Here is a 19,299-nt window from a genome sequence, read left to right as displayed (position 1 = left end):
CCTACGAAAGTCATGTTCCGGGCCGGCCGAGGGGGCCCTCCGGGCTGATGATCCGTAAAAGTCCGGGCCCAGGGCGGCGGGTGGGGGCGGGAGTTGGGGCCGATCTCTCGTAAGGTTTGGGCCGTGGGATCTCTGCGCAATCCGATCGGGCCGCTTCCCTCCTCCATCTACTGGCGACGGAGGGCGGTTCTGCTGTCCATGGTCGCGGTGCTCGCGCTGCTCGCCGTCTGGGCCGTCACGGGCGGGGGCGGCAGCGGCGCCGGCGGATCGGGCACGCCGGACGGCAAGGGACCCGCGCCCTCCATCACTCCCGGACCTTCCGGTTCCGGCCCCGCCATCAGTGAACAGCCGGGCGGGCGCGATGAGTCGGGCGAGAGCGGCGGTTCGGGCGGCGGTTCCGGTTCCGGTTCGGGCTCCGGTTCGGGTGCGGGCGGGGACTCGGGCGGCGCCGGCGGCGCCACGGGCGACGTGGGGGAGAACGGCGTCGCTGACGGTTCCGGTACGCGGGTTCCCGCGGGCGCGGCGCTCGCCAACTGCACGCCGGCCCAGGTGATGTGGACCCTGCGCAGTGTCCGCAACGAGTACGAGCCGGGCGAGAAGCCGAAGTTCGAGCTGATCGCCGAGAACACCTCGGCCAGCCACTGCAAGGTCGATGTCGGTCCCGAGGGAACGATCCTGACGATCACTCAGGCCGACGGCGGCGACGTCCTGTGGGCCTCGGACGACTGCCCGGTCGGCCCCGCCCATGTGTTCCTGAAGGTGGCCCAGGGCGGCAAGTTCACACACGCCGTCGAGTGGGACCGCAAGCCGAGCGAGAAGGAGTGCGCCACGCCGCGCCCCGGATCGGCCGAGCCCGGCACGTACTTGGTCGAGGCGAAGACGCCGGGTCTGCCCACGGCGCGGGCTTCGTTCGTGCTCAAGGAGGCGTGAGGCTCGCGCCGGCCCTACGTGGGCCGCGCGCGACTGCACGTACCGCTACACGTACCGCTACACGTACCGCTACACGTACCGCTACACGTACCGCTACACGTACCGCTACACGTACCGCTACACGTACCGCTCAAGAATCGAGGACTCCGCGAGCCGGGACAGCCCCTCGCGGACGCTTCGCGCGCGGGCCTCGCCGACGCCGTCCACCGCCTGCAGGTCGTCCACGCTCGCCGCGAGCAGCTTCTGCAGGCCGCCGAAGTGCTCCACCAGGCGGTCGATGATCGCGCCGGGCAGCCGCGGCACCTTCGCGAGGAGCCGGAAGCCGCGCGGCGAGACCGCCGCGTCGAGCGTTTCGGGTGACCCCGTGTATCCCAACGCCCTTGCCACGGTGGACAGTTCGAGCAGCTCGGGGTGGGTGAGCTCGTTCAGTTCGTGCAGCGCTTCCTCGACCGTGCGGGAGCGCTTCGCGGTCGGCGCGGGGACGTAGTCCCGTACGACGAGTTCGCGCTCCGGCTCGACGCCCGCGATCAACTCGTCCAGCTGCAGGGCGAGAAGCCGGCCGTCGGTGCCGAGCTCCACCACGTACTCGGCGATCTCCGTGGCGATGCGGCGGACCATCTCCAGGCGCTGGGCGACCGCCGTCACGTCCCGGACCGTCACCAGGTCCTCGATCTCCAGGGCGGAGAGCGTGCCCGCGACCTCGTCCAGGCGGAGCTTGTACCGCTCGAGCGTGGCCAGGGCCTGGTTGGCGCGGGACAGGATCGCGGCGGAGTCCTCCAGGACGCGGCGCTGCCCGTCGACGTACAGCGCGATCAGGCGCATCGACTGGGAGACCGAGACCACCGGGAACCCGACCTGCTTGCTGACCCGGTCCGCGGTGCGGTGCCGGGTGCCGGTCTCCTCGGTGGGGATCGTCGGGTCCGGTACGAGCTGGACGCCGGCCCGCAGGATCTTGGAGAGGTCCGACGAGACGACGATGCCGCCGTCGAGCTTGCAGAGCTCGCGCAGTCGCGTCGCGGTGAACTCCACGTCGAGGACGAAGCCGCCCGTGCACATCGTCTCGACGGTCTTGTCCGAGCCGAGCACGATGAGTCCGCCGGTGTTGCCGCGGAGGATGCGCTCCAGGCCGTCGCGCAGCCCGGTGCCGGGCGCGACCGCGCTCAGCGAGGCGCGCATCAGCCCATCGGAGCCGGAGCTCCCGCCCGACTTGCCGGGAGCTGCCGCCCGGTCATTGGCTGCCACTGCACTCCTCCGGTCGCGGTTTCCTTGCCCTCGGTGGGTACGAACACCTGGTCCGCGGTGCCGTACGCCCCTTGCTCGTACGGCCCCTGGTTCGTACGGATGGGCGAGACCGGGGCAAAGTCTACCGGCGGTCCCAGGCCATGTCCGCAGAGTCCTTCCCCCACCCTCCGGGCCCGAGTCGCCCGGCACACACGCCGGACGCGGGGGCGGGGTGCGTCTACCCGGGTGGTGAGGGTCTAGCCCTCCTTGGGCTCTCTGCGGCGGGTCCTCGGCAGGACTCGCAGTGCGTCCCCCATGTCGGCGACCTCGGTGACCTTCATGCCGGCCGGGACCTTGCCCGGGTCGCTCGGCACGAGCGCGTGCGTGAAGCCCAGGCGGTGGGCCTCGGTCAGTCTGCGCTGGACGCCCGTGACCCTGCGGACCTCGCCCGCCAGGCCGACCTCGCCGATCGCGACCAGGTTCTTCGGCAGCGGGGTGTCGCTCGCGGCGCTCGCCAGGGCGAGGGCCACCGCGAGGTCGGCGGCGGGCTCGGAGAGCTTCACTCCGCCGACCGTCGCGCTGTAGATGTCGCGTTTGCCCAGGGCGCTGATCCGGCCGCGCTGTTCGAGCACGGCGAGCATCATCGAGACCCGGGAGGTCTCCAGGCCGGACGTCGTACGCCGGGGGGAGGGGATCTGCGAGTCGACCGTCAGGGCCTGGACCTCGGCGACCAGCGGGCGGCGGCCTTCCAGGGTGACGGTCAGGCAGGTGCCGGGGACCGGCTCGGCGCGGCGGGTGAGGAACAGGCCGCTGGGGTCGGCGAGTCCGGTGATGCCCTCGTCGTGCAGTTCGAAGCAGCCGACCTCGTCCGTCGCCCCGTAACGGTTCTTGACGCCGCGGACCAGGCGCAGGCGCGCGTGCCGGTCGCCCTCGAAGGACAGCACCACGTCCACCAGGTGCTCCAGGAGGCGGGGGCCCGCGATGTTGCCGTCCTTCGTGACGTGGCCGACGAGGAGCGTGGACATGCCGCGTTCCTTGGAGGCGCGGATCAGGGCGCCCGCGACCTCGCGCACCTGGGCCATGCCGCCGGGGGCGCCGTCGATCTCCGGCGAGGCGACCGTCTGCACCGAGTCCAGGATCAGCAGGGAGGGCTTGACCGCGTCCAAGTGCCCGAGGACGGCGGAGAGATCGGTCTCGGCGGCCAGATACAGGTGGTCGTCCAGGGCGTTGATGCGGTCGGCGCGCAGCCGGACCTGGCTCGCGGACTCCTCGCCCGTCACATAGAGCGTGCGGTGCTCGTCGCTCGCCGCCTTCGCCGCGACGTCGAGCAGCAGGGTGGACTTGCCGACGCCGGGCTCGCCCGCGAGCAGCACCACGGCGCCGGGCACGAGGCCGCCGCCGAGGACGCGGTCCAGCTCGTCCACACCGGTGGAGCGGGCTGTGGCCTGGCGGCCGTCGACCTGGCCGATGGGCAGGGCGGAGTTGGTGACGCGGCCGGGGGCGGTGGTGCGGACCGCGGGCGCGCCGTACTCCTCGACCGTGCCCCAGGCCTGGCATTCGGGGCAGCGGCCGAGCCACTTGGCCGTCTGCCAGCCGCACTCCGTGCAGCGGTACGACGGACGGTCCTTGGTGGATTTCGCACGGGCAGCCATGTGCGAAACCGTAGCGGGGGCCACTGACAATCCGGCCCGGGGGCGGCCGTGAGCGTCCGTGCGGTACCTGTGCACCGGGGCGTGCTTCTGTGCGCCCCTGCCCTGCCGCTGCGACGGAATGAGGGGTTCCTGTCCCCTTTCGAGGGATCTGTTCACCCGTAAGGATTAAAGGTGCTGAAGGGGGCGGACCGCCCCGGTCCATGGCCCCTACGGTCGCACGCGTGACGACCAGTAGCCCGGAGCATCCCACGAAGACCACCGGCGCACACCGGGCGCACCGTCGTGCGCCCAGGACCGTCCCGCAGGAGCCGTCGGCGCGCCACGAGCCTTATCTGGACGGCCTGTTCACGTACTGCCTGTCGGTGCTGTGCGACCACGACGCCGCGACCGCCGCGCTCGGCGACGTCCTCGCGCTCGCCGAACGGCGCTCGTCACGCGCCCCCGAGAAAGGGACCGCACGTCGCGCGTGGCTGTACGCGCTGGCGCGCTGGGCCTGTCTGCGCAGGCTCGCCGAGGCCAAGCGGAAGCGGCAAGGCGGCGCCCATGTGGCGGGCCGGGCCCCGCAGAGCGGCGGCGGAGCGGCCGTGCCCGACGCGGTCGACGGCGAGCGGCGCCGCCAACTCGCCCTGCTGGCCTGGCCGGAGGCGGCCGGCACCACCCCCGAGCAGCGCGAGGCGCTTGAACTCGCGGTCCGGCACGGCCTGTCGGCCGGCGAGGTCGGCGCGGTGCTCGGCCTCGAAGGCGACGCCGCGCGTGAGCTGCTCGCCGCCGCGGCCTGCGAGGTGGAGCGCACCAGGGCCGCGCTCGCCGTGGTCGAGACCGGCACGTGCCCGAGCATCGTCCGGCTCACCGGCGACAAGCAGGTGTTCCTGGGTGCGGCCCTGCGCCGTGAGCTCGTCCGGCACGTCGACGACTGCCCGCGCTGCCGCCGTACCGCCGAGCGCGCCGGGGCCGCCGCCTGGCCGGGCACCGCGGCCGCGCCCGCCGCGCTGCCCGTGGTCCCGGCGCCGCGCGACGCCGTGCACGGCGCGATGGCGCGGGCACCACGCGCGCGTGCGCAGGCTCCCCGGTTCGACCGGCGGGGCTTCCCGATGGACCCCAAGGACCACGCCGCCCGGCGGGACCGGATGCGCGCCCGCGCGGTGACGACGACGGTCGTCGCCACCGTCGTCGCGGCCCCCGTGCTCGCCCTGTGGGCGGCGTACCGGGGCGCGCCGCTCACCGGAGAGGCCATGGGCGGCCCCTCGGTCACCGCGAGCGAGGACGGCCCCACCGGCCTCGACGGCGGCCGCGCGGACCACTACGAGAACGCGGGCAACGCGCGCACCGAGCCCGACTCCCGGTTCACGGTCGACGGCCGGCCGCCGGACGTCTCGGTCGAGGTGATCAGCCCCGGCGAGGCCCCCACCCGCACGGGAGTGGGACCGGGGCGCCTCACCGTGGACGCGCAGCCCAGCGGGGGTTCGACGCTGATCACGCTGACCGCGTCCGGGGGTGCGCCGGTGCACTGGTCGGCGTACGAGGGCGCGTCCTGGCTGTGGCTGAGCCGGACGTCCGGCGTGCTCGAACCGGGCCAGTCCACGACGGTCCGGGTGTACGTCGACGAGAGCAGGGAGCCCGCGGGCAGGTGGCACGCGCGCGTGCGGATCGGTCCCGGAGACTCGGTGGTGGTGATCGACGGTCGTGGCGCGGGTTCTCCCTCGCCCAGTGATCCGGGTCGGCCCACTTCGCCGACGCCCACGGACCCGACGCCCACCGATCCCACGCCCACGGACCCCACGCCGACCGACCCGACGCCCACGGACCCCAGCCCCACCGACCCGTCACCGACGGATCCGAGCCCGACGGACCCCACGCCGACACCCACCGACCCGTCGCCCACGGACCCGACGACGAGCCCTTCCGGCACGGGCTCACCGAGCCGACCGGGCTGAGCGGATTCCCACGGAACGCATCTGCTGAACCGTCACTGCTGGGCCGTTCCGGTGCTCCCGGGACGGCCCGGTCGCAGGTCAGACGGCCGGGTCCGCCGGGTGCGGGGCCACCAGCGGGAGCTGGGACGCGAGCCGCTCCTCGCACAGCTCCGCGAGCCGCTCGTACCCCTCCTTGCCCATCAGCTCGATCAGCTCCGGGCGGTACGACTCGTACACCGCCTTGCCCGCGCCGTGCGCCGACGTCGCCGAGGTGCACCACCAGTGCAGGTCGTGGCCGCCCGGGCCCCAGCCCCTGCGGTCGTACTCGCCGATGGAGATCTGCAGCACCCGGGTGTCGTCGGGCCGGTCGATCCACTCGTACGTCCTGCGGACCGGGAGCTGCCAGCAGACGTCCGGCTTCGTCTCCAGGGGCTCGCGGCCCTCGCGCAGCGCCAGGATGTGCAGCGAGCAGCCCGCGCCGCCCGCGAAGCCCGGACGGTTCTGGAAGATGCAGGAGCCCTCGAAGCGGCGGGTCTGGCGCTCGCCGTCCTCGTCCTCCTGGATCCAGCCCGTCTGCGCACCGACATCGTGGTGCTGCCAGATCTCCGGGGTGAGCTTGGCCACATGCCCCGCGACGCGCTTCTCGTCGTCCTCGTCGGAGAAGTGCGCCCCGAGCGTGCAGCAGCCGTCGTCGGCGCGGCCCGCCTGGATGCCCTGGCAGCCGCTGCCGAAGATGCACGTCCAGCGCGAGGTGAGCCAGGTCAGGTCGCAGCGGAAGACCTGCTCGTCGTCGGCCGGATCGGGGAACTCGACCCAGGCGCGGGCGAAGTCGAGGCCCTGCTCGTCCGGCACGGCGGCACCGGCCTTCTTGCCGTCCTTGCCGTCCTTGCCGTGCTTGCCGATCTTCTTCGGCGCCTTGGAAGGTTTGTCGGTCTTCGCCTTTTTCGTCTTGGCCACGAATCCAGGGTATGCGTGCGGACCTGGTGGAGTGGACCGGCGGGCCTGCGGAGGGCAGTAGCGTTTTCCGTATGAGACTCGGTGTCCTCGACGTGGGTTCGAACACGGTGCATCTGCTGGTGGTCGACGCCCACCCCGGCGCGCGACCGCTGCCCGCGCACTCGCACAAGGTGGAGCTGCGGCTCGCCCAACTTCTCGACCCCGCGGGCGCGATCGGCCCCGAGGGCGTCGACCGGCTGATCGCGATCGTCCGGGAGGCCCTGGAGGCCGCCGAGGACAAGGGCTGCGAGGAGGTGCTCTCCTTCGCCACCTCGGCGGTGCGCGAGGCGAGCAACGCCGACGCGGTGCTGCGCGCGGTCAAGGAGGCCACCGGCGTCGAGCTGCAGGTGCTCAGCGGCGAGGACGAGGCGCGGCTCACGTTCCTCGCGGCCCGCCGCTGGTTCGGCTGGTCCGCGGGCAAGCTGCTCGTCCTCGACATCGGCGGCGGCTCCCTGGAGATCGCGTACGGCATCGACGAGGACCCCGACGCCGCGGTCTCGCTGCCGCTCGGCGCCGGCCGGCTCACCTCGGCCTGGCTGCCCGACGACCCGGCCGACCCGCAGGACATCAAGGCGCTGCGCCGGCACGTGCGCGCCCAGATCGCCCGTACCGTCGGCGAGTTCAGCCGCTTCGGCTCGCCGGACCATGTGGTCGCCACGTCCAAGACGTTCAAGCAGCTGGCCAGGCTGGCCGGAGCCGCGCGGTCCGCCGAGGGGCTCTACGTCCAGCGGGAGCTGAAGCGGAAGTCCCTGGAGGACTGGGTTCCGCAGCTGGCCGCGATGACCGTGGACGAGCGCGGCGAGCTGCCCGGGGTGTCCGAGGGCCGCGCGGCCCAGCTGCTCGCGGGCGCGCTCGTGGCCGAGGGGGCCATGGACCTGTTCGGTGTCGAGACCCTGGAGATCTGCCCCTGGGCGCTGCGCGAGGGCGTCATCCTGCGCCGTCTCGACCACCTCCCGGAGGGCGCGCAGCTGGACGAGAGCGCCGCGACGACAACGGGCTGATCCGGCGAAGCGGAACCCCGGCCGACCCTCTGACGGAGGGCCTGCCGACTCCGGCGACAGGACCCAGGTCGCCTGCCGGGCGGGGCGCCGTGGCCCGTACCCTGTCCTTCGTGGCAGAACCAGTGGTGCGCATCCCGGATGCGAAGGTCGCCCTGTCGACGGCCTCGGTCTATCCGGAGTCGACGGCGACGGCGTTCGAGATCGCCGCGCGCCTCGGGTACGACGGCGTCGAGGTCATGGTCTGGACGGACCCCGTCAGCCAGGACATCGAGGCCCTGCGCCGCCTCTCCGACTACCACGGCATCCCGGTCCTCGCCGTGCACGCGCCCTGCCTGCTGATCACTCAGCGGGTGTGGTCCACCGACCCGTGGACGAAGCTGCAGCGCGCCCGGGCCGCCGCCGAGAAGCTGGGTGCGTCCACCGTCGTCGTGCACCCGCCGTTCCGCTGGCAGCGGCAGTACGCGCGTGACTTCGTCACCGGCCTGTGGCGGATGGCGGACGAAACGGATGTGCGGTTCGCCGTCGAGAACATGTACCCGTGGCGCTACCGCGACCGCGAGATGCTCGCGTACGCCCCCGAGTGGGACGTCACCAAGGACGACTACCGGCACTTCACCGTCGACCTCTCGCACACCGCGACCGCCCGCACCGAGGCCCTGGAGATGGTGGACCGCATGGGCGACCGGCTCGCGCACATCCACCTCGCGGACGGCAACGGCTCCGCCAAGGACGAGCACCTGGTCCCAGGTCGCGGCACCCAGCCCTGCGCCGAACTGCTCGAACGGCTCGCGCTCGGCGGTTTCGACGGCCATGTGGTGATCGAGGTCAACACCCGCCGCGCGATGTCCAGCGCGGAGCGGGAGGCCGACCTCGCCGAGGCCCTCGCGTTCACCCGGCTCCACCTCGCGTCCGCCCTGAACCGGGCGGCCTCCGGCCGGGCCTCGTCGGAGCGCGCGTGAGCACCGAGCCGCCGCGCCGCCGCGGCCGGCCCGCGCGCGCGGAGCAGGACCAGAAGCCCGCCCGCGAGCGCATCCTGGAAGCCGCCCGCTCCGAGTTCGCCGCGCGTGGCTACGACAAGACGTCCGTACGCGGCATCGCCAAGGTCGCGGGCGTCGACGCGGCGCTCGTGCACCACTACTTCGGCAGCAAGGACGAGGTCTTCGCCGCCGCGATCGAGGTCAGCTTCGAGCCCGCCCTGGTCGTCCCCGCCGTACTCGCCGAAGGGCCCGAGCAGGTCGGTGAGCGGCTCGCCCGGTTCTTCTTCTCGGTGTGGGAGAACCCGGCGACGCGCGCCCCGCTGCTCGCCGTGATCCGCTCGGCGGTGACGCACGAGGCGGCCGCCAAGGCGTTGCGTACGTTCGTACTGCGCCGGCTCCTGGAGCGCGTCGCGGACGATCTGGACGTGCCGGAGCCCAAGTTCCGCGCGGAGCTCGCCGCCTCGCACATGATCGGGATCGCCTTCGTGCGGTACGTGATCAAGGTCGAGCCGCTGGCGTCCGCGGACCAGGAGGAGATCATCGCCCTGGTCGCGCCGACGCTGCAGCGGTATCTGACGCAGGCCTGAGCGCTCAGGCCCGCGCGCACGGCGGTCGCCCGAGTGCCCGGTACGCCCGGTACGCGGGCCGGGTGCCCGGTAAGTGAGCCAGGTGTCCCGTAATGCGGACAGGCTGTCCGGATCTTGGATCCTGGGCGTACTCTCGAAGGCAGTCTGACCCTTAGTAGGCCCTGGCGAGCAGTCGCAGGGCCTGGAGTAGGAAGCGAGCGGCGATGCCCGAGCTGAGGTCGCGCACAGTCACCCACGGCCGCAACATGGCGGGCGCCCGCGCCCTTATGCGGGCCTCCGGTGTACCCGGCGCGGACATCGGCCGGAAGCCGGTCATCGCCGTCGCCAACTCCTTCACGGAGTTCGTGCCCGGCCACACCCACCTGCAGCCCGTCGGCCGGATCGTCTCCGAGGCGATCAAGGAAGCGGGCGGCATCCCGCGCGAGTTCAACACCATCGCCGTGGACGACGGCATCGCGATGGGCCACGGCGGCATGCTCTATTCGCTGCCGTCCCGCGACCTGATCGCGGACAGCGTGGAGTACATGGTCGAGGCGCACTGCGCGGACGCCCTGATCTGCATCTCCAACTGCGACAAGATCACGCCGGGCATGCTCAACGCCGCCCTGCGCCTGAACATCCCGACGGTCTTCGTCTCCGGCGGCCCGATGGAGTCCGGCCGCGCCACCCTCGTCGACGGCACGGTCCGCACGCTCGACCTGGTCGACGCGATGTCGGAGGCGGTCAACGACAAGATCTCCGACGAGGACATGCTCCGCATCGAGGAGAACGCCTGCCCGACCTGCGGCTCCTGTTCCGGCATGTTCACGGCCAACTCCATGAACTGCCTGACCGAGGCCATCGGCCTGTCCCTGCCGGGCAACGGCTCCGTCCTCGCCACGCACACGGCCCGCAAGGACCTGTACGAGCGCGCGGGCCGCACGGTCGTCGAGCTCACCGAGCGGTACTACGGCCAGGACGACGCGTCCGTCCTGCCGCGCAACATCGCCACGTTCCAGGCCTTCGAGAACGCCATGGCCCTCGACATCGCCATGGGCGGCTCCACCAACACGATCCTGCACCTGCTGGCCGCCGCGCAGGAGGCCGAGGTGCCCTTCGGGCTCGACGCCATCGACGCGGTCTCGCGCCGGGTGCCGTGCCTCTCCAAGGTCGCCCCGAACGTCGCGGGCAGCAAGACGTACTACATGGAGGACGTGCACCGCGCCGGCGGCATCCCCGCCCTGCTCGGCGAGCTGCACCGCGGCGGGCTGCTCAACAAGGACGTGCACTCCGTCCACTCCGACGACCTCGACAGCTGGCTGGCCGAGTGGGACGTCCGCTCCGGCGCCACGTCCGCCCAGGCCGAGGAGCTGTGGCACGCGGCGCCCGGCTGCAAGCGCACCGCCGAGGCCTTCTCGCAGTCCGAGCGCTGGGACTCCCTGGACACGGACGCCGAGGGCGGCTGCATCCGCTCCGTCGCCCACGCCTACTCGGCGGACGGCGGCCTCGCGGTCCTCAAGGGCAACCTGGCGGTGGACGGCTGCGTCGTGAAGACGGCGGGCGTCGACGAGTCGATCTGGACGTTCGAGGGCCCGGCCGTGGTCTGCGAGTCCCAGGAGCAGGCCGTCGAGAAGATCCTCACCCAGCAGGTCAAGGAGGGCGACGTCGTCGTCATCCGCTACGAGGGCCCCAAGGGCGGCCCCGGCATGCAGGAGATGCTCTACCCGACCTCGTACCTGAAGGGCCGCGGCCTCGGCAAGGCCTGCGCCCTGATCACCGACGGCCGCTTCTCCGGCGGCACTTCGGGCCTGTCCATCGGCCACGCCTCGCCCGAGGCGGCCTCCGGCGGCACGATCGCCCTGGTCCAGGACGGCGACCGCATCCGCATCGACATCCCGGGCCGCCAGATCGAACTCCTCGTGGACGAGGACGAGTTGAGCCGTCGTGCGGCGGCGCTCGGCGGCTCGTACGTCCCGAAGGGCCGCGAGCGCAAGGTCTCGGCCGCGCTGCGGGCGTACGCGGCGATGGCGACCAGCGCGGACAAGGGCGCGGTGCGGGACGTCTCCAAGCTCGGCTGAGTCCGACTGCGTCGCAGCGGGCCCCCGTCCAGGGAACTGGCGGGGGCCCGCTGTTCGTCCTGATGGGTGACGGCGCCCGCGACGGGGCGCCGCGGACACGGGGGAGAGCAGCATGAGTGAGCAGGTCACGATCAGAGACTCGGTCTCGGCGATGCAGACCGCGGCCGCCGGCACGCGGACGTACACGGTCGTCGCCGACGTCAACGTCCGCTCGGGCCCCGGCACTTCGTATGCCAAGGTCGGCCGCATCGAGGCGGGCACCCGCGTCACCCTCCACTGCCAGACCCCGGGCCAGACGATCACGGGCCCGACCGGCACAACCCGCATCTGGGACCGCATAGGCTCCGGCCGCTACGTCTCGGACGCGTACGTACGAACGGGCAGCGACGGGTACGTGGCACCGCGCTGCTGAGAGTTTCGTACGGCGGTGGGCTGGGGGGCGCCCCGATGGGGGGCGCCCCGAAAGGGGCGCGGGGCTGTGACATTTGCGGCTTCGCCGCGTGGGCGCGACCAGCCACGACGGACGGTCAGTCGCTGATGAGGCGGACGCACCACGACGGGTACGTGCGGAAGTTGGGGCCCGGCCCACCGGGAGGCGAGGGGGAGGGGGACAACCCTCACCCTTCCGACGGCGGCCGCTCCCCATCGAACCCGAACACCGTGTTCCCACCCGCGGAAACAATCACCACGCGACCGGCCACCACCACCCGAGCCGTAGCCCCCATCTCGCTCCCAGGGCTCTCGACCCGCGGCGGCGAAGCCCACCGCAGCTCGCCCTCGCGCGCGTCAAGCGCGGCGACGCGGCCGCTGGCCGAGCCGAAGTACAGCACCCCGTCGGAGGCGACGGGCGCCGAGGCCCACTCGACGCCCGTCTGCCGGGACCACCGCACCCGCCCGCTCGCCGGATCCACGGAGTGCACCCGCCCGCTCCGCTCCACGAAGTGCAGCGCGCCCGCGACGACCGTGGGGTCCGCACCCTCCGTCACCGCGACGGCACCACCGGACGCCCCGCGCAGCGCGTGCTCGTCGACCTTGCCGGTCCGCGGGTCGAACAGCGCCACCGCCGAGAACCCGGCGAAGTCGAGCCCTTCCATCCGCTCCTTGACGAGGACGAGCTTCCCGTCCGCCTCACCGACGGGACGCCACTGCCCCTTCAGCCGGACCGGCTCGCCGAGCCGCCCGTCCGCCGGATCGAGCAGCCGCAGCGTCGGGCGGCTGACCTGCAAGGATTCCACCTCCGCTGCCGACGCGCAGAGGGCGTAGAGCCGGGCCGCGCGCGGATTCGGCGCGTACGGCGCGCACTGCGTACCGGGCGGGAAGGGGCGGGACCAGCGCACGCTGCCGTCGCCACCCGCCCGCCGCGCCTCGATCCGCGTACCCGCCGGGTCGACGGACAGCACGTCCCCGCGGTGCAGGACCGCACTCTGCGTACGCCCGGTGAGCAGCGTCGACTCCCCGCCCAGCGGCGCGGACCAGCGCTCCTTGCCGCCCTCGGTCAGGGCGACCGCCTGGGGCGATCCGGCACCGTCGGGAATGCGGTAGCCGACGACGGTCGGGCCCTCGGCCTCCGCCGAGCCAGCCGACGACCCCGTGCCCGTGCCCGCACCCGCACCCGTGTCTGTGCCCGCACCCGCACCCGTGCCCGTGCTCGCGCCCGTGACGCCGACGAAGTGCATCCCGTTCGCCGGTACGCCCGGGCTCCGCACCGTCCACAGCCGCTTGCCGTCGGCCGCGCGCAGCCGGGTGGCGACGACCCCGCCGCCCCCGCAGTACACGTCGGCGCCGCGCGGCACGCAGCGCAACTCGTCGGGGATGTCCTTCCCGCCCCGTACCGACACCTCCCAGGGCGCGAAGCCCTCGGGCAGCGGCTTTCCGGGGGAGCCGGCCTCCGGCTGCTCGCCCTGCGCCGTGTTCTGTGCGTCCGCGCCGCGGTCCGGGCCGAGCAGGGCGACGCCGCCCGCGATGGCCGCCACCGCGACGGCCGCGGCGAGCACGGACCGCCACCGTCTGCGCAGGCCGGGCCCGATGCCAGTGAGCGTACGAGAGCTGGTGCGAGGCTCCAGCTGCTCCCCGTGCTCCACCTGCTCGGGCCGCGTCAAACGCTCCGGCCGCTCCGGCCCGGAGGCCTCTCCCCGCGCGCCCCCGCCCAGCACCCGCGTCGCGGAGTCCACCGGCCCACCGGCGGACGCGCCCGAGCCCGCACCCACGGGAAAGTCCCCGGGAAGCGCGAGGAGTTGAGCGAGCAGCTCGTCCGTGGACGGCCGCACGCCCGGGTCCTTCGCGAGGCACGGCTCGACCACGGCCCGCAGCGCCGCCGGCGCGGCGCTCAACCTCGGCTCCTCGTGCACCACTTGGTACGCCGTGAGGTACGGGCTGTCCGCGTCGAACGGCCCCTGCCCCGTCGCCGCGAACACGAGCAGCGTGGCCAGGGAGAACACGTCCGACTCGGGGCCCACGTCGCGCGGCGCCTGCAACTGCTCGGGCGACATGAAGGGCGGTGTGCCGATGACCCGCCCCGTCATCGTCAGCGTCTGGTGGTCGGCGGCGCGCGAGATGCCGAAGTCGATCACCCGGGGGCCCTCCGCCGAGAGCACGACGTTGGACGGCTTGAGGTCGCGGTGCACCACGCCGACCCGGTGGATGTCGCGCAGCGCCTCGGCCAGGCCGACGGCGAGCGTGCGCAGCTCGGCTCCGTCCAACGGGCCGCCCGACTCGATCCGTTCGGAGAGCGTGGGGCCCTCGATGTACGCCGTGGCCATCCACGGGTGCGCACCCTCGGGGTCGGCGTCGACCACGGCCGCCGTGAACGCCCCGCTGACCCGCCGGGCCGCCGAGACCTCCTGTCGGAACCGGGTCCTGAACTCCTCGTCGTCCGCGAACTGTTGATGGATCAGCTTGATCGCGACCCGCCGCCCCGACGCCGTACGCGCCAGATAGACGGTGCCCATGCCGCCCGCCCCGAGCCGCCGCTCCAGCGGGTAGCCGCCGATCGTCTCCGGATCACCTGACCGCAGCCGCACTGCGCCGACCTCCCCCAGTCGCCCCCGGCCGTCGCGCCCGGCCGTCCGACCAAACTAGCGCGCCCCACCGACAGAAGGCGGCCTCGGGGGCGGTAGCACCCACTCCGTATCGGGCCCGCCGCGCGCGATAATCGGCACCGTGAGCGATGCATCCCACGCGGAACCCCATACCCCTGACGGCCAGGACAGCCCGGGCGGCCCCGAACCCGAGCCCATCCGCTTCTTCGGCACGCACTGGCTCGACCACACCGGCAAGTACGGGCTGCGCCGCGCCGCCGTGGCCCTCGGCTCGATCTCGGCCGCGTTCGGCGGCTGCCTGCTCCTCCGGTTCGCGTACGAGGGACTGGAGATCGCCCAGGTCGGCGCCTTCGTCGACCTGCTCGTCGTGGCGGTCTTCGCTGTCTGCAGCGCGCTCGCGTTCCGCCGTACCTGGGACGCGTACAGCAGGCGCCCCGACCCGCAGACGCAGGCGTCCCTGCGCTCCATGACGGCCATCGGCTTCGTCGGCGCCCTGCTCGCGTACTTCCTCCGCTCGCTGTCCGAGGCCCCCGGCGAAAAGCTCCGCCGCGCGGAGTACGAAGCGGCCGTCAAGCAGTACGAACGCCGCACGTCCCGCCGCGCGGGCAACCCGGCGAACCGCGTCAAGAAGAAGCGCAAGTAGCCGGCCCGCCCGAGCCCGCCGGCGCCCAACGCCCCACGCCTTGACGCGCACCCCACCCAGGAGGATTATTCATCACGTGATGAATTACTCGTCCGGAAGGGGCGCAGCCGTGCACACCGCCATCCACGCCGCCGACCTCTCCGTCGTACGAGGCGGCCGCCCCGTAGTGCGCAGCCTCGGCTTCGACGTGCCGCGCGGCCAGGTCACCGGCCTCCTCGGTCCCTCCGGCTGCGGCAAGACCACCCTGATGCGCGCCATCGTCGGCACCCAGGCCAGGGTCACCGGCACGCTCCGGGTCCTCGGCCACCCGGCCGGCGCCCCCGAACTCCGCTCCCGCATCGGGTACGTGACCCAGGACCCGTCCGTCTACGACGACCTGACGGTCCGCCAGAACCTCGACTACTTCGCCGCGATCCTCGACCCGGGCCGCGCGGCCGCCACCCGCCGCCGCGCCGACGTCACCCGCGTCATCGCCGACGTCGACCTCACCTCGCACACCGACGCCCTCGCCGGCACCCTCTCCGGCGGCCAGCGCAGCCGCGTCTCGCTCGCCGTCGCCCTGCTCGGCAGCCCCGAACTCCTCGTCCTCGACGAACCCACCGTCGGCCTCGACCCGGTGCTCCGCCGCGACCTGTGGAACCTCTTCCACACCATCGCCGGGCGCGGCACCACCCTCCTCGTCTCCTCGCACGTCATGGACGAGGCCGAGCGCTGCCACCGCCTCCTCCTCATGCGCGAGGGCGAGATCCTCGCCGACGACACCCCGGACGCCCTGCGCGGCACCTCCGGAACCGTCGAGTCCGCCTTCCTCCGGCTGGTCGACGACGCCAACGCCCGCGCGCACGCCGACCGCGCCACCACCGACGACGACCGACAGGAGCCGGCGCGATGACCACCCCCGCAACCGACACCGCCACGGCCCCGGCCCCCACCCCGACCCGCGCCCCCGCCTTCTCCGCACCCCGCACACTCGCCACCACCGCGCGCGTGCTGCGCCAACTCCGGCACGACCCGCGCTCGATCGCCCTGATGCTGTTCGTCCCGTGCGTGATGCTGCTCCTGCTGCGCTACGTCTTCGACGGCAGCCAGCGCACCTTCGACACCATCGGCGCCTCGCTGCTCGGCATCTTCCCGCTGATCACGATGTTCCTGGTGACGTCCATCGCCACCCTCCGCGAGCGCACCTCCGGCACCCTGGAACGCCTCCTCGCCATGCCCCTCGGCAAGGCCGACCTGATCCTCGGGTACGCCCTCGCCTTCGGCCTGCTCGCCGTCGTCCAGTCCGCCCTCGCCACCGGCCTCGCCCTGTGGGTCCTCGGCCTCGACGTCATCGGCTCACCCTGGCTGCTGCTCCTGGTAGCCCTCCTGGACGCCCTCCTCGGCACCGCCCTCGGCCTCTTCGTCTCCGCCTTCGCGGCCTCCGAGTTCCAGGCCGTCCAGTTCATGCCGGCGGTGATCTTCCCCCAGCTCCTCCTCTGCGGCCTCTTCGCCCCGCGCGACACCATGCACCCCGTCCTGGAGGCGATCTCGAACGTCCTCCCCATGTCGTACGCCGTCGACGGCATGAACGAAGTCCTCCAGCACACCGACGTCACCGCCGACTTCCTCCGCGACATCCTCGTCGTAGCCGCCTGCGCCCTCCTGGTCCTCGCCCTCGGCGCCGCCACCCTCCGCCGCCGCACGCCCTGATCCCGTACGTACGGGAGTGCCGTACCGCCCATCGGACACGCGCACCGCCGCCCACGGCCCCGATGCGAGGATGACCGTGGACGACTCACCGGAAGGCACCCGCTCATGACCCAGAAAGTCGCAGTCCTCGGCACCGGAAAGATCGGCGAGGCCCTGCTCAGCGGAATGATCCGGGCCGGCTGGGCCCCCGCCGACCTCCTGGTCACCACCCGCCGCGCCGAACGAGCCGAGGAACTCCGCACCCGCTACGGCGTCGACCCGGTCACCAACGCCGAAGCCGCCAAGCACGCCGACACCCTGATCCTCGCCTGCAAGCCGCAGGACATGGGCGCACTCCTCGACGAGCTCGCCCCGAACGTCACCGCGGACCGCCTGGTCATCAGCGCGGCGGCGGGCATCACGACGGCCTTCATCGAGGAACGCCTCCCCGGCAGCACCCCGGTCGTCCGCGTCATGCCGAACACCCCGGTCCTCGTCGACGAGGGCATGTCGGTCATCTCCGCCGGCTCCCACGCCAGCGCGGCCGACCTCAGCCACGCCGAGGACATCTTCGGCGCCGTCGGCAAGACGCTCCGCGTCCCCGAGGCCCAGCAGGACGCCTGCACGGCACTCTCCGGCTCAGGACCGGCGTACTTCTACTTCCTCGTAGAGGCCATGACCGACGCCGGCATCCTCCTCGGCCTGCCCCGCGACAAGGCCCACGACCTGATCGTCCAGGCAGCCATCGGCGCCGCCGTGATGCTCCGCGACAGCGGCGAACACCCGGTCAAGCTCCGCGAGAACGTCACGTCCCCCGCCGGCACCACCATCAACGCCATCCGCGAACTGGAGAACCACGGCGTACGCGCGGCCCTCATCGCCGCCCTCGAAGCCGCCCGCGACCGCAGCCGCGAACTCGCCTCCGGCAACGGCTGACACGACTGCGGCGCCGTTCCGGAGAACGGCGCCGCACCACCCCTTCAGACCTCGCCACCCGCGGGCATCATCAGCCCCATCGCCCGGTACGCGGCATCAACCGTCGGCCGCGCCATCCCCCGCGCCTTCTCGGCCCCGGCCCGCAGCACCGCGTCGACCCGCCCCGGCTCGGCACACAACTCCCGGTGCCGCTCCCGCACCGGCCGCAGCGTTTCCACCACGGCCTCGGCGGTCGCCTTCTTCAACTCCCCGTACGAATCGAAGACCCCGCTCAACTCCTCGGGCCCGCGCCCCTCGCACGCCGCCAGAATCTCCAGCAGATTCGACACCCCGGGCTTGCCCTCCCGGTCGTACACGACCTCCCGCCCGCTGTCGGTCACGGCCCGCAGAATCTTCTTCCGTACGACCTCGGGCTCATCGAGCAGATAGACGATCCCCGCACCCGACTCATGGGACTTCCCCATCTTCGACGTCGGCTCCTGCAGATCCATCACCCGCGCGGCGACCTTCGGCGGCGTGGCCCGCGGCACCACAAAGGTGTGCCCGTACCGCTGGTTGAACCGCACGGCCAGATCCCGCGTGAGCTCCACATGCTGCGTCTGGTCCTCACCCACAGGAACCTCGTCCGCCCCATAGGCCAGGATGTCCGCCGCCATCAGCACGGGATACGTCAGCAGCGAGAGCCGCACACTCCCCCCACGCTCCCGCTCGATCACGGACTTCTCCTTGTACTGGATCATCCGCCGCATCTCCCCGTCATTGGCGACGCACTCAAGGAGGTACGAGAGCCGCGCATGCTCGTCGACATGGCTCTGCACGAACACCGCGCACCGCTCGGGATCGAGCCCGGCCGCCAGCATCAGCGTCGCCGCCTGCCTACTGAGCCTGCGCACCCGCGCCGGGTCGTGCTCCACGGTGAGCGCGTGCAGATCCACCACACAGAACAACGACTCCGCGCGGTGCTGGTCTACCTCGACCCACTGGCGCAGCGCGCCCAGGTAGTTCCCCAACGTGAGGTGGCCGGTCGGCTTGATGCCACTGAAGATCCGCGTCACTGCTTCTTCCTCCTGAGTCCTGGCCACCGCCGGTCCGCCGGCCGAGCCGCGGTCCTCAGGAAGGGGATACGCAAACGGCCGCCGAGGCGGCGGCCGTTGATGCACACGTGAGTACGGCCGCCGTCAGGCGGCCCACCACTGCTTGGTGCACGCGCGCGTAGTCATGCAGCCACCATAGCGACCCAGGCCCGAGGTTGACAGGGCCATTCGGCCTACGTAGAGTCCTGCGAGTTGTCCGACGTGAGCGCCGACTCCGGTTGGTCCCCGGACAGCCATTCAGCAAGAACCCAAGGATCGAGCCGCGCATCGTCGCGGTCTTCTTTTCGTGTGCTTTTGCGGAATGTGGAATCCGCGTTCGAAAGAACGCAACCCCGATTAGGTTCGGGGCCGGGATTCCGCTAAAGTCTCACTCGTCGGAACGGCCCAACAGCCGCAAAGACAAACCCCCGTTGACTGGGAATCAGGCCCGAAAGGATCTGATAGAGTCAACACCGCCGAAAGGCCCTGAAGGGCCGGAAAGCGCAGGGTCAATATCCCGCTAACGCGGGGCGGCCCCCGACGGAAAATCGGACACGAAAGAGTCTGATAGAGTCGGAAACGCAAGACCGAAGGGAAGCGCCCGGAG

Annotated in this window: 16 protein-coding genes; 11 read left to right on the top strand and 5 right to left on the bottom strand. The window is 72.4% G+C overall.

Features of this window, described 5'->3' with window-relative positions:
* Positions 1-123: 123 nt before the first annotated feature.
* On the top strand, positions 124-930 hold the full coding sequence (locus tag RCO28_RS35630; protein WP_308945514.1) for a hypothetical protein: 807 nt from the start codon (positions 124-126) through the stop codon (positions 928-930).
* A 117-nt stretch (positions 931-1,047) separates the two neighbouring features.
* On the opposite strand, the gene disA is transcribed toward RCO28_RS35630, so the two are convergent.
* Both disA and radA read right to left on the bottom strand, forming a co-directional pair.
* A complete protein-coding gene (gene disA, locus RCO28_RS35625) occupies positions 1,048-2,172 on the bottom strand; it encodes a DNA integrity scanning diadenylate cyclase DisA (protein WP_308945513.1) in 1,125 nt (374 codons plus the stop codon).
* 236 nt (positions 2,173-2,408) lie between these two features.
* Entirely contained in the window at positions 2,409-3,803 is a 1,395-nt protein-coding gene (gene radA / locus RCO28_RS35620) for a DNA repair protein RadA (RefSeq protein ID WP_308945512.1), read from the bottom strand.
* 221 nt (positions 3,804-4,024) lie between these two features.
* On the opposite strand from radA, the gene RCO28_RS35615 reads away from it, so the two are divergent.
* Positions 4,025-5,737, top strand: coding sequence for a hypothetical protein (locus RCO28_RS35615; RefSeq protein WP_308945511.1), 1,713 nt, complete (start codon positions 4,025-4,027; stop codon positions 5,735-5,737).
* Positions 5,738-5,815: 78 nt separating this feature from the next.
* On the opposite strand, the gene RCO28_RS35610 is transcribed toward RCO28_RS35615, so the two are convergent.
* Entirely contained in the window at positions 5,816-6,673 is an 858-nt protein-coding gene (locus tag RCO28_RS35610) for a hypothetical protein (RefSeq protein ID WP_308945510.1), read from the bottom strand.
* 71 nt (positions 6,674-6,744) lie between these two features.
* Here RCO28_RS35610 and RCO28_RS35605 point away from each other — a divergent pair, with 71 nt between their 5' ends.
* From RCO28_RS35605 to RCO28_RS35585, 5 genes are all read left to right on the top strand, one after another.
* Entirely contained in the window at positions 6,745-7,713 is a 969-nt protein-coding gene (locus RCO28_RS35605; RefSeq protein ID WP_308945509.1) for a Ppx/GppA phosphatase family protein, read from the top strand.
* A gap of 110 nt (positions 7,714-7,823) precedes the next feature.
* The gene (locus tag RCO28_RS35600) at positions 7,824-8,672 is read left to right on the top strand and encodes a sugar phosphate isomerase/epimerase (RefSeq protein ID WP_308945508.1); all 849 of its coding nucleotides are present in this window, start codon (positions 7,824-7,826) and stop codon (positions 8,670-8,672) included.
* Entirely contained in the window at positions 8,669-9,277 is a 609-nt protein-coding gene (locus RCO28_RS35595) for a TetR family transcriptional regulator (RefSeq protein ID WP_308945507.1), read from the top strand. Before RCO28_RS35600 ends, RCO28_RS35595 begins: the two co-directional genes overlap by 4 nt.
* A 203-nt stretch (positions 9,278-9,480) precedes the next feature.
* A complete protein-coding gene (ilvD, locus tag RCO28_RS35590) occupies positions 9,481-11,334 on the top strand; it encodes a dihydroxy-acid dehydratase (protein ID WP_308945506.1) in 1,854 nt (617 codons plus the stop codon).
* Positions 11,335-11,446: 112 nt separating this feature from the next.
* Positions 11,447-11,746 (top strand): SH3 domain-containing protein, encoded by a 300-nt coding sequence (locus tag RCO28_RS35585; RefSeq protein WP_374991312.1) that lies wholly within the window; start codon positions 11,447-11,449, stop codon positions 11,744-11,746.
* A 205-nt stretch (positions 11,747-11,951) separates the two neighbouring features.
* Here RCO28_RS35585 and RCO28_RS35580 read toward each other — a convergent pair whose 3' ends face one another.
* Positions 11,952-14,354, bottom strand: coding sequence for a protein kinase (locus RCO28_RS35580; protein WP_308945505.1), 2,403 nt, complete (start codon positions 14,352-14,354; stop codon positions 11,952-11,954).
* A 139-nt stretch (positions 14,355-14,493) separates the two neighbouring features.
* Between RCO28_RS35580 and RCO28_RS35575 the strand changes: the two genes are divergently transcribed.
* The 4 genes from RCO28_RS35575 to proC all read left to right on the top strand — a co-directional run bounded on the left by RCO28_RS35575 (position 14,494) and on the right by proC (position 17,619).
* Positions 14,494-15,015, top strand: coding sequence for an EamA/RhaT family transporter (locus tag RCO28_RS35575; protein ID WP_308945504.1), 522 nt, complete (start codon positions 14,494-14,496; stop codon positions 15,013-15,015).
* A gap of 79 nt (positions 15,016-15,094) precedes the next feature.
* Positions 15,095-15,907, top strand: a complete 813-nt coding sequence (locus RCO28_RS35570) for an ABC transporter ATP-binding protein (protein ID WP_308945561.1) — start codon at positions 15,095-15,097, stop codon at positions 15,905-15,907.
* Positions 15,904-16,704 (top strand): ABC transporter permease, encoded by an 801-nt coding sequence (locus RCO28_RS35565; protein WP_308945503.1) that lies wholly within the window; start codon positions 15,904-15,906, stop codon positions 16,702-16,704. Before RCO28_RS35570 ends, RCO28_RS35565 begins: the two co-directional genes overlap by 4 nt.
* 105 nt (positions 16,705-16,809) lie before the next feature.
* Positions 16,810-17,619 carry a pyrroline-5-carboxylate reductase gene (gene proC / locus RCO28_RS35560; protein WP_308945502.1) on the top strand — a complete coding sequence of 270 codons (810 nt, stop codon included), beginning with the start codon at positions 16,810-16,812 and terminating at the stop codon, positions 17,617-17,619.
* 44 nt (positions 17,620-17,663) lie between these two features.
* Here proC and trpS read toward each other — a convergent pair whose 3' ends face one another.
* Positions 17,664-18,674, bottom strand: coding sequence for a tryptophan--tRNA ligase (gene trpS / locus RCO28_RS35555; protein ID WP_308945501.1), 1,011 nt, complete (start codon positions 18,672-18,674; stop codon positions 17,664-17,666).
* Positions 18,675-19,299: the final 625 nt, after the last annotated feature.

It is taken from the genome of Streptomyces sp. LHD-70 (assembly GCF_031157275.1).
In the GTDB taxonomy this organism is placed as follows: Bacteria; Actinomycetota; Actinomycetes; order Streptomycetales; family Streptomycetaceae; genus Streptomyces.
This window is presented reverse-complemented; position numbering and strand designations above follow the sequence as displayed.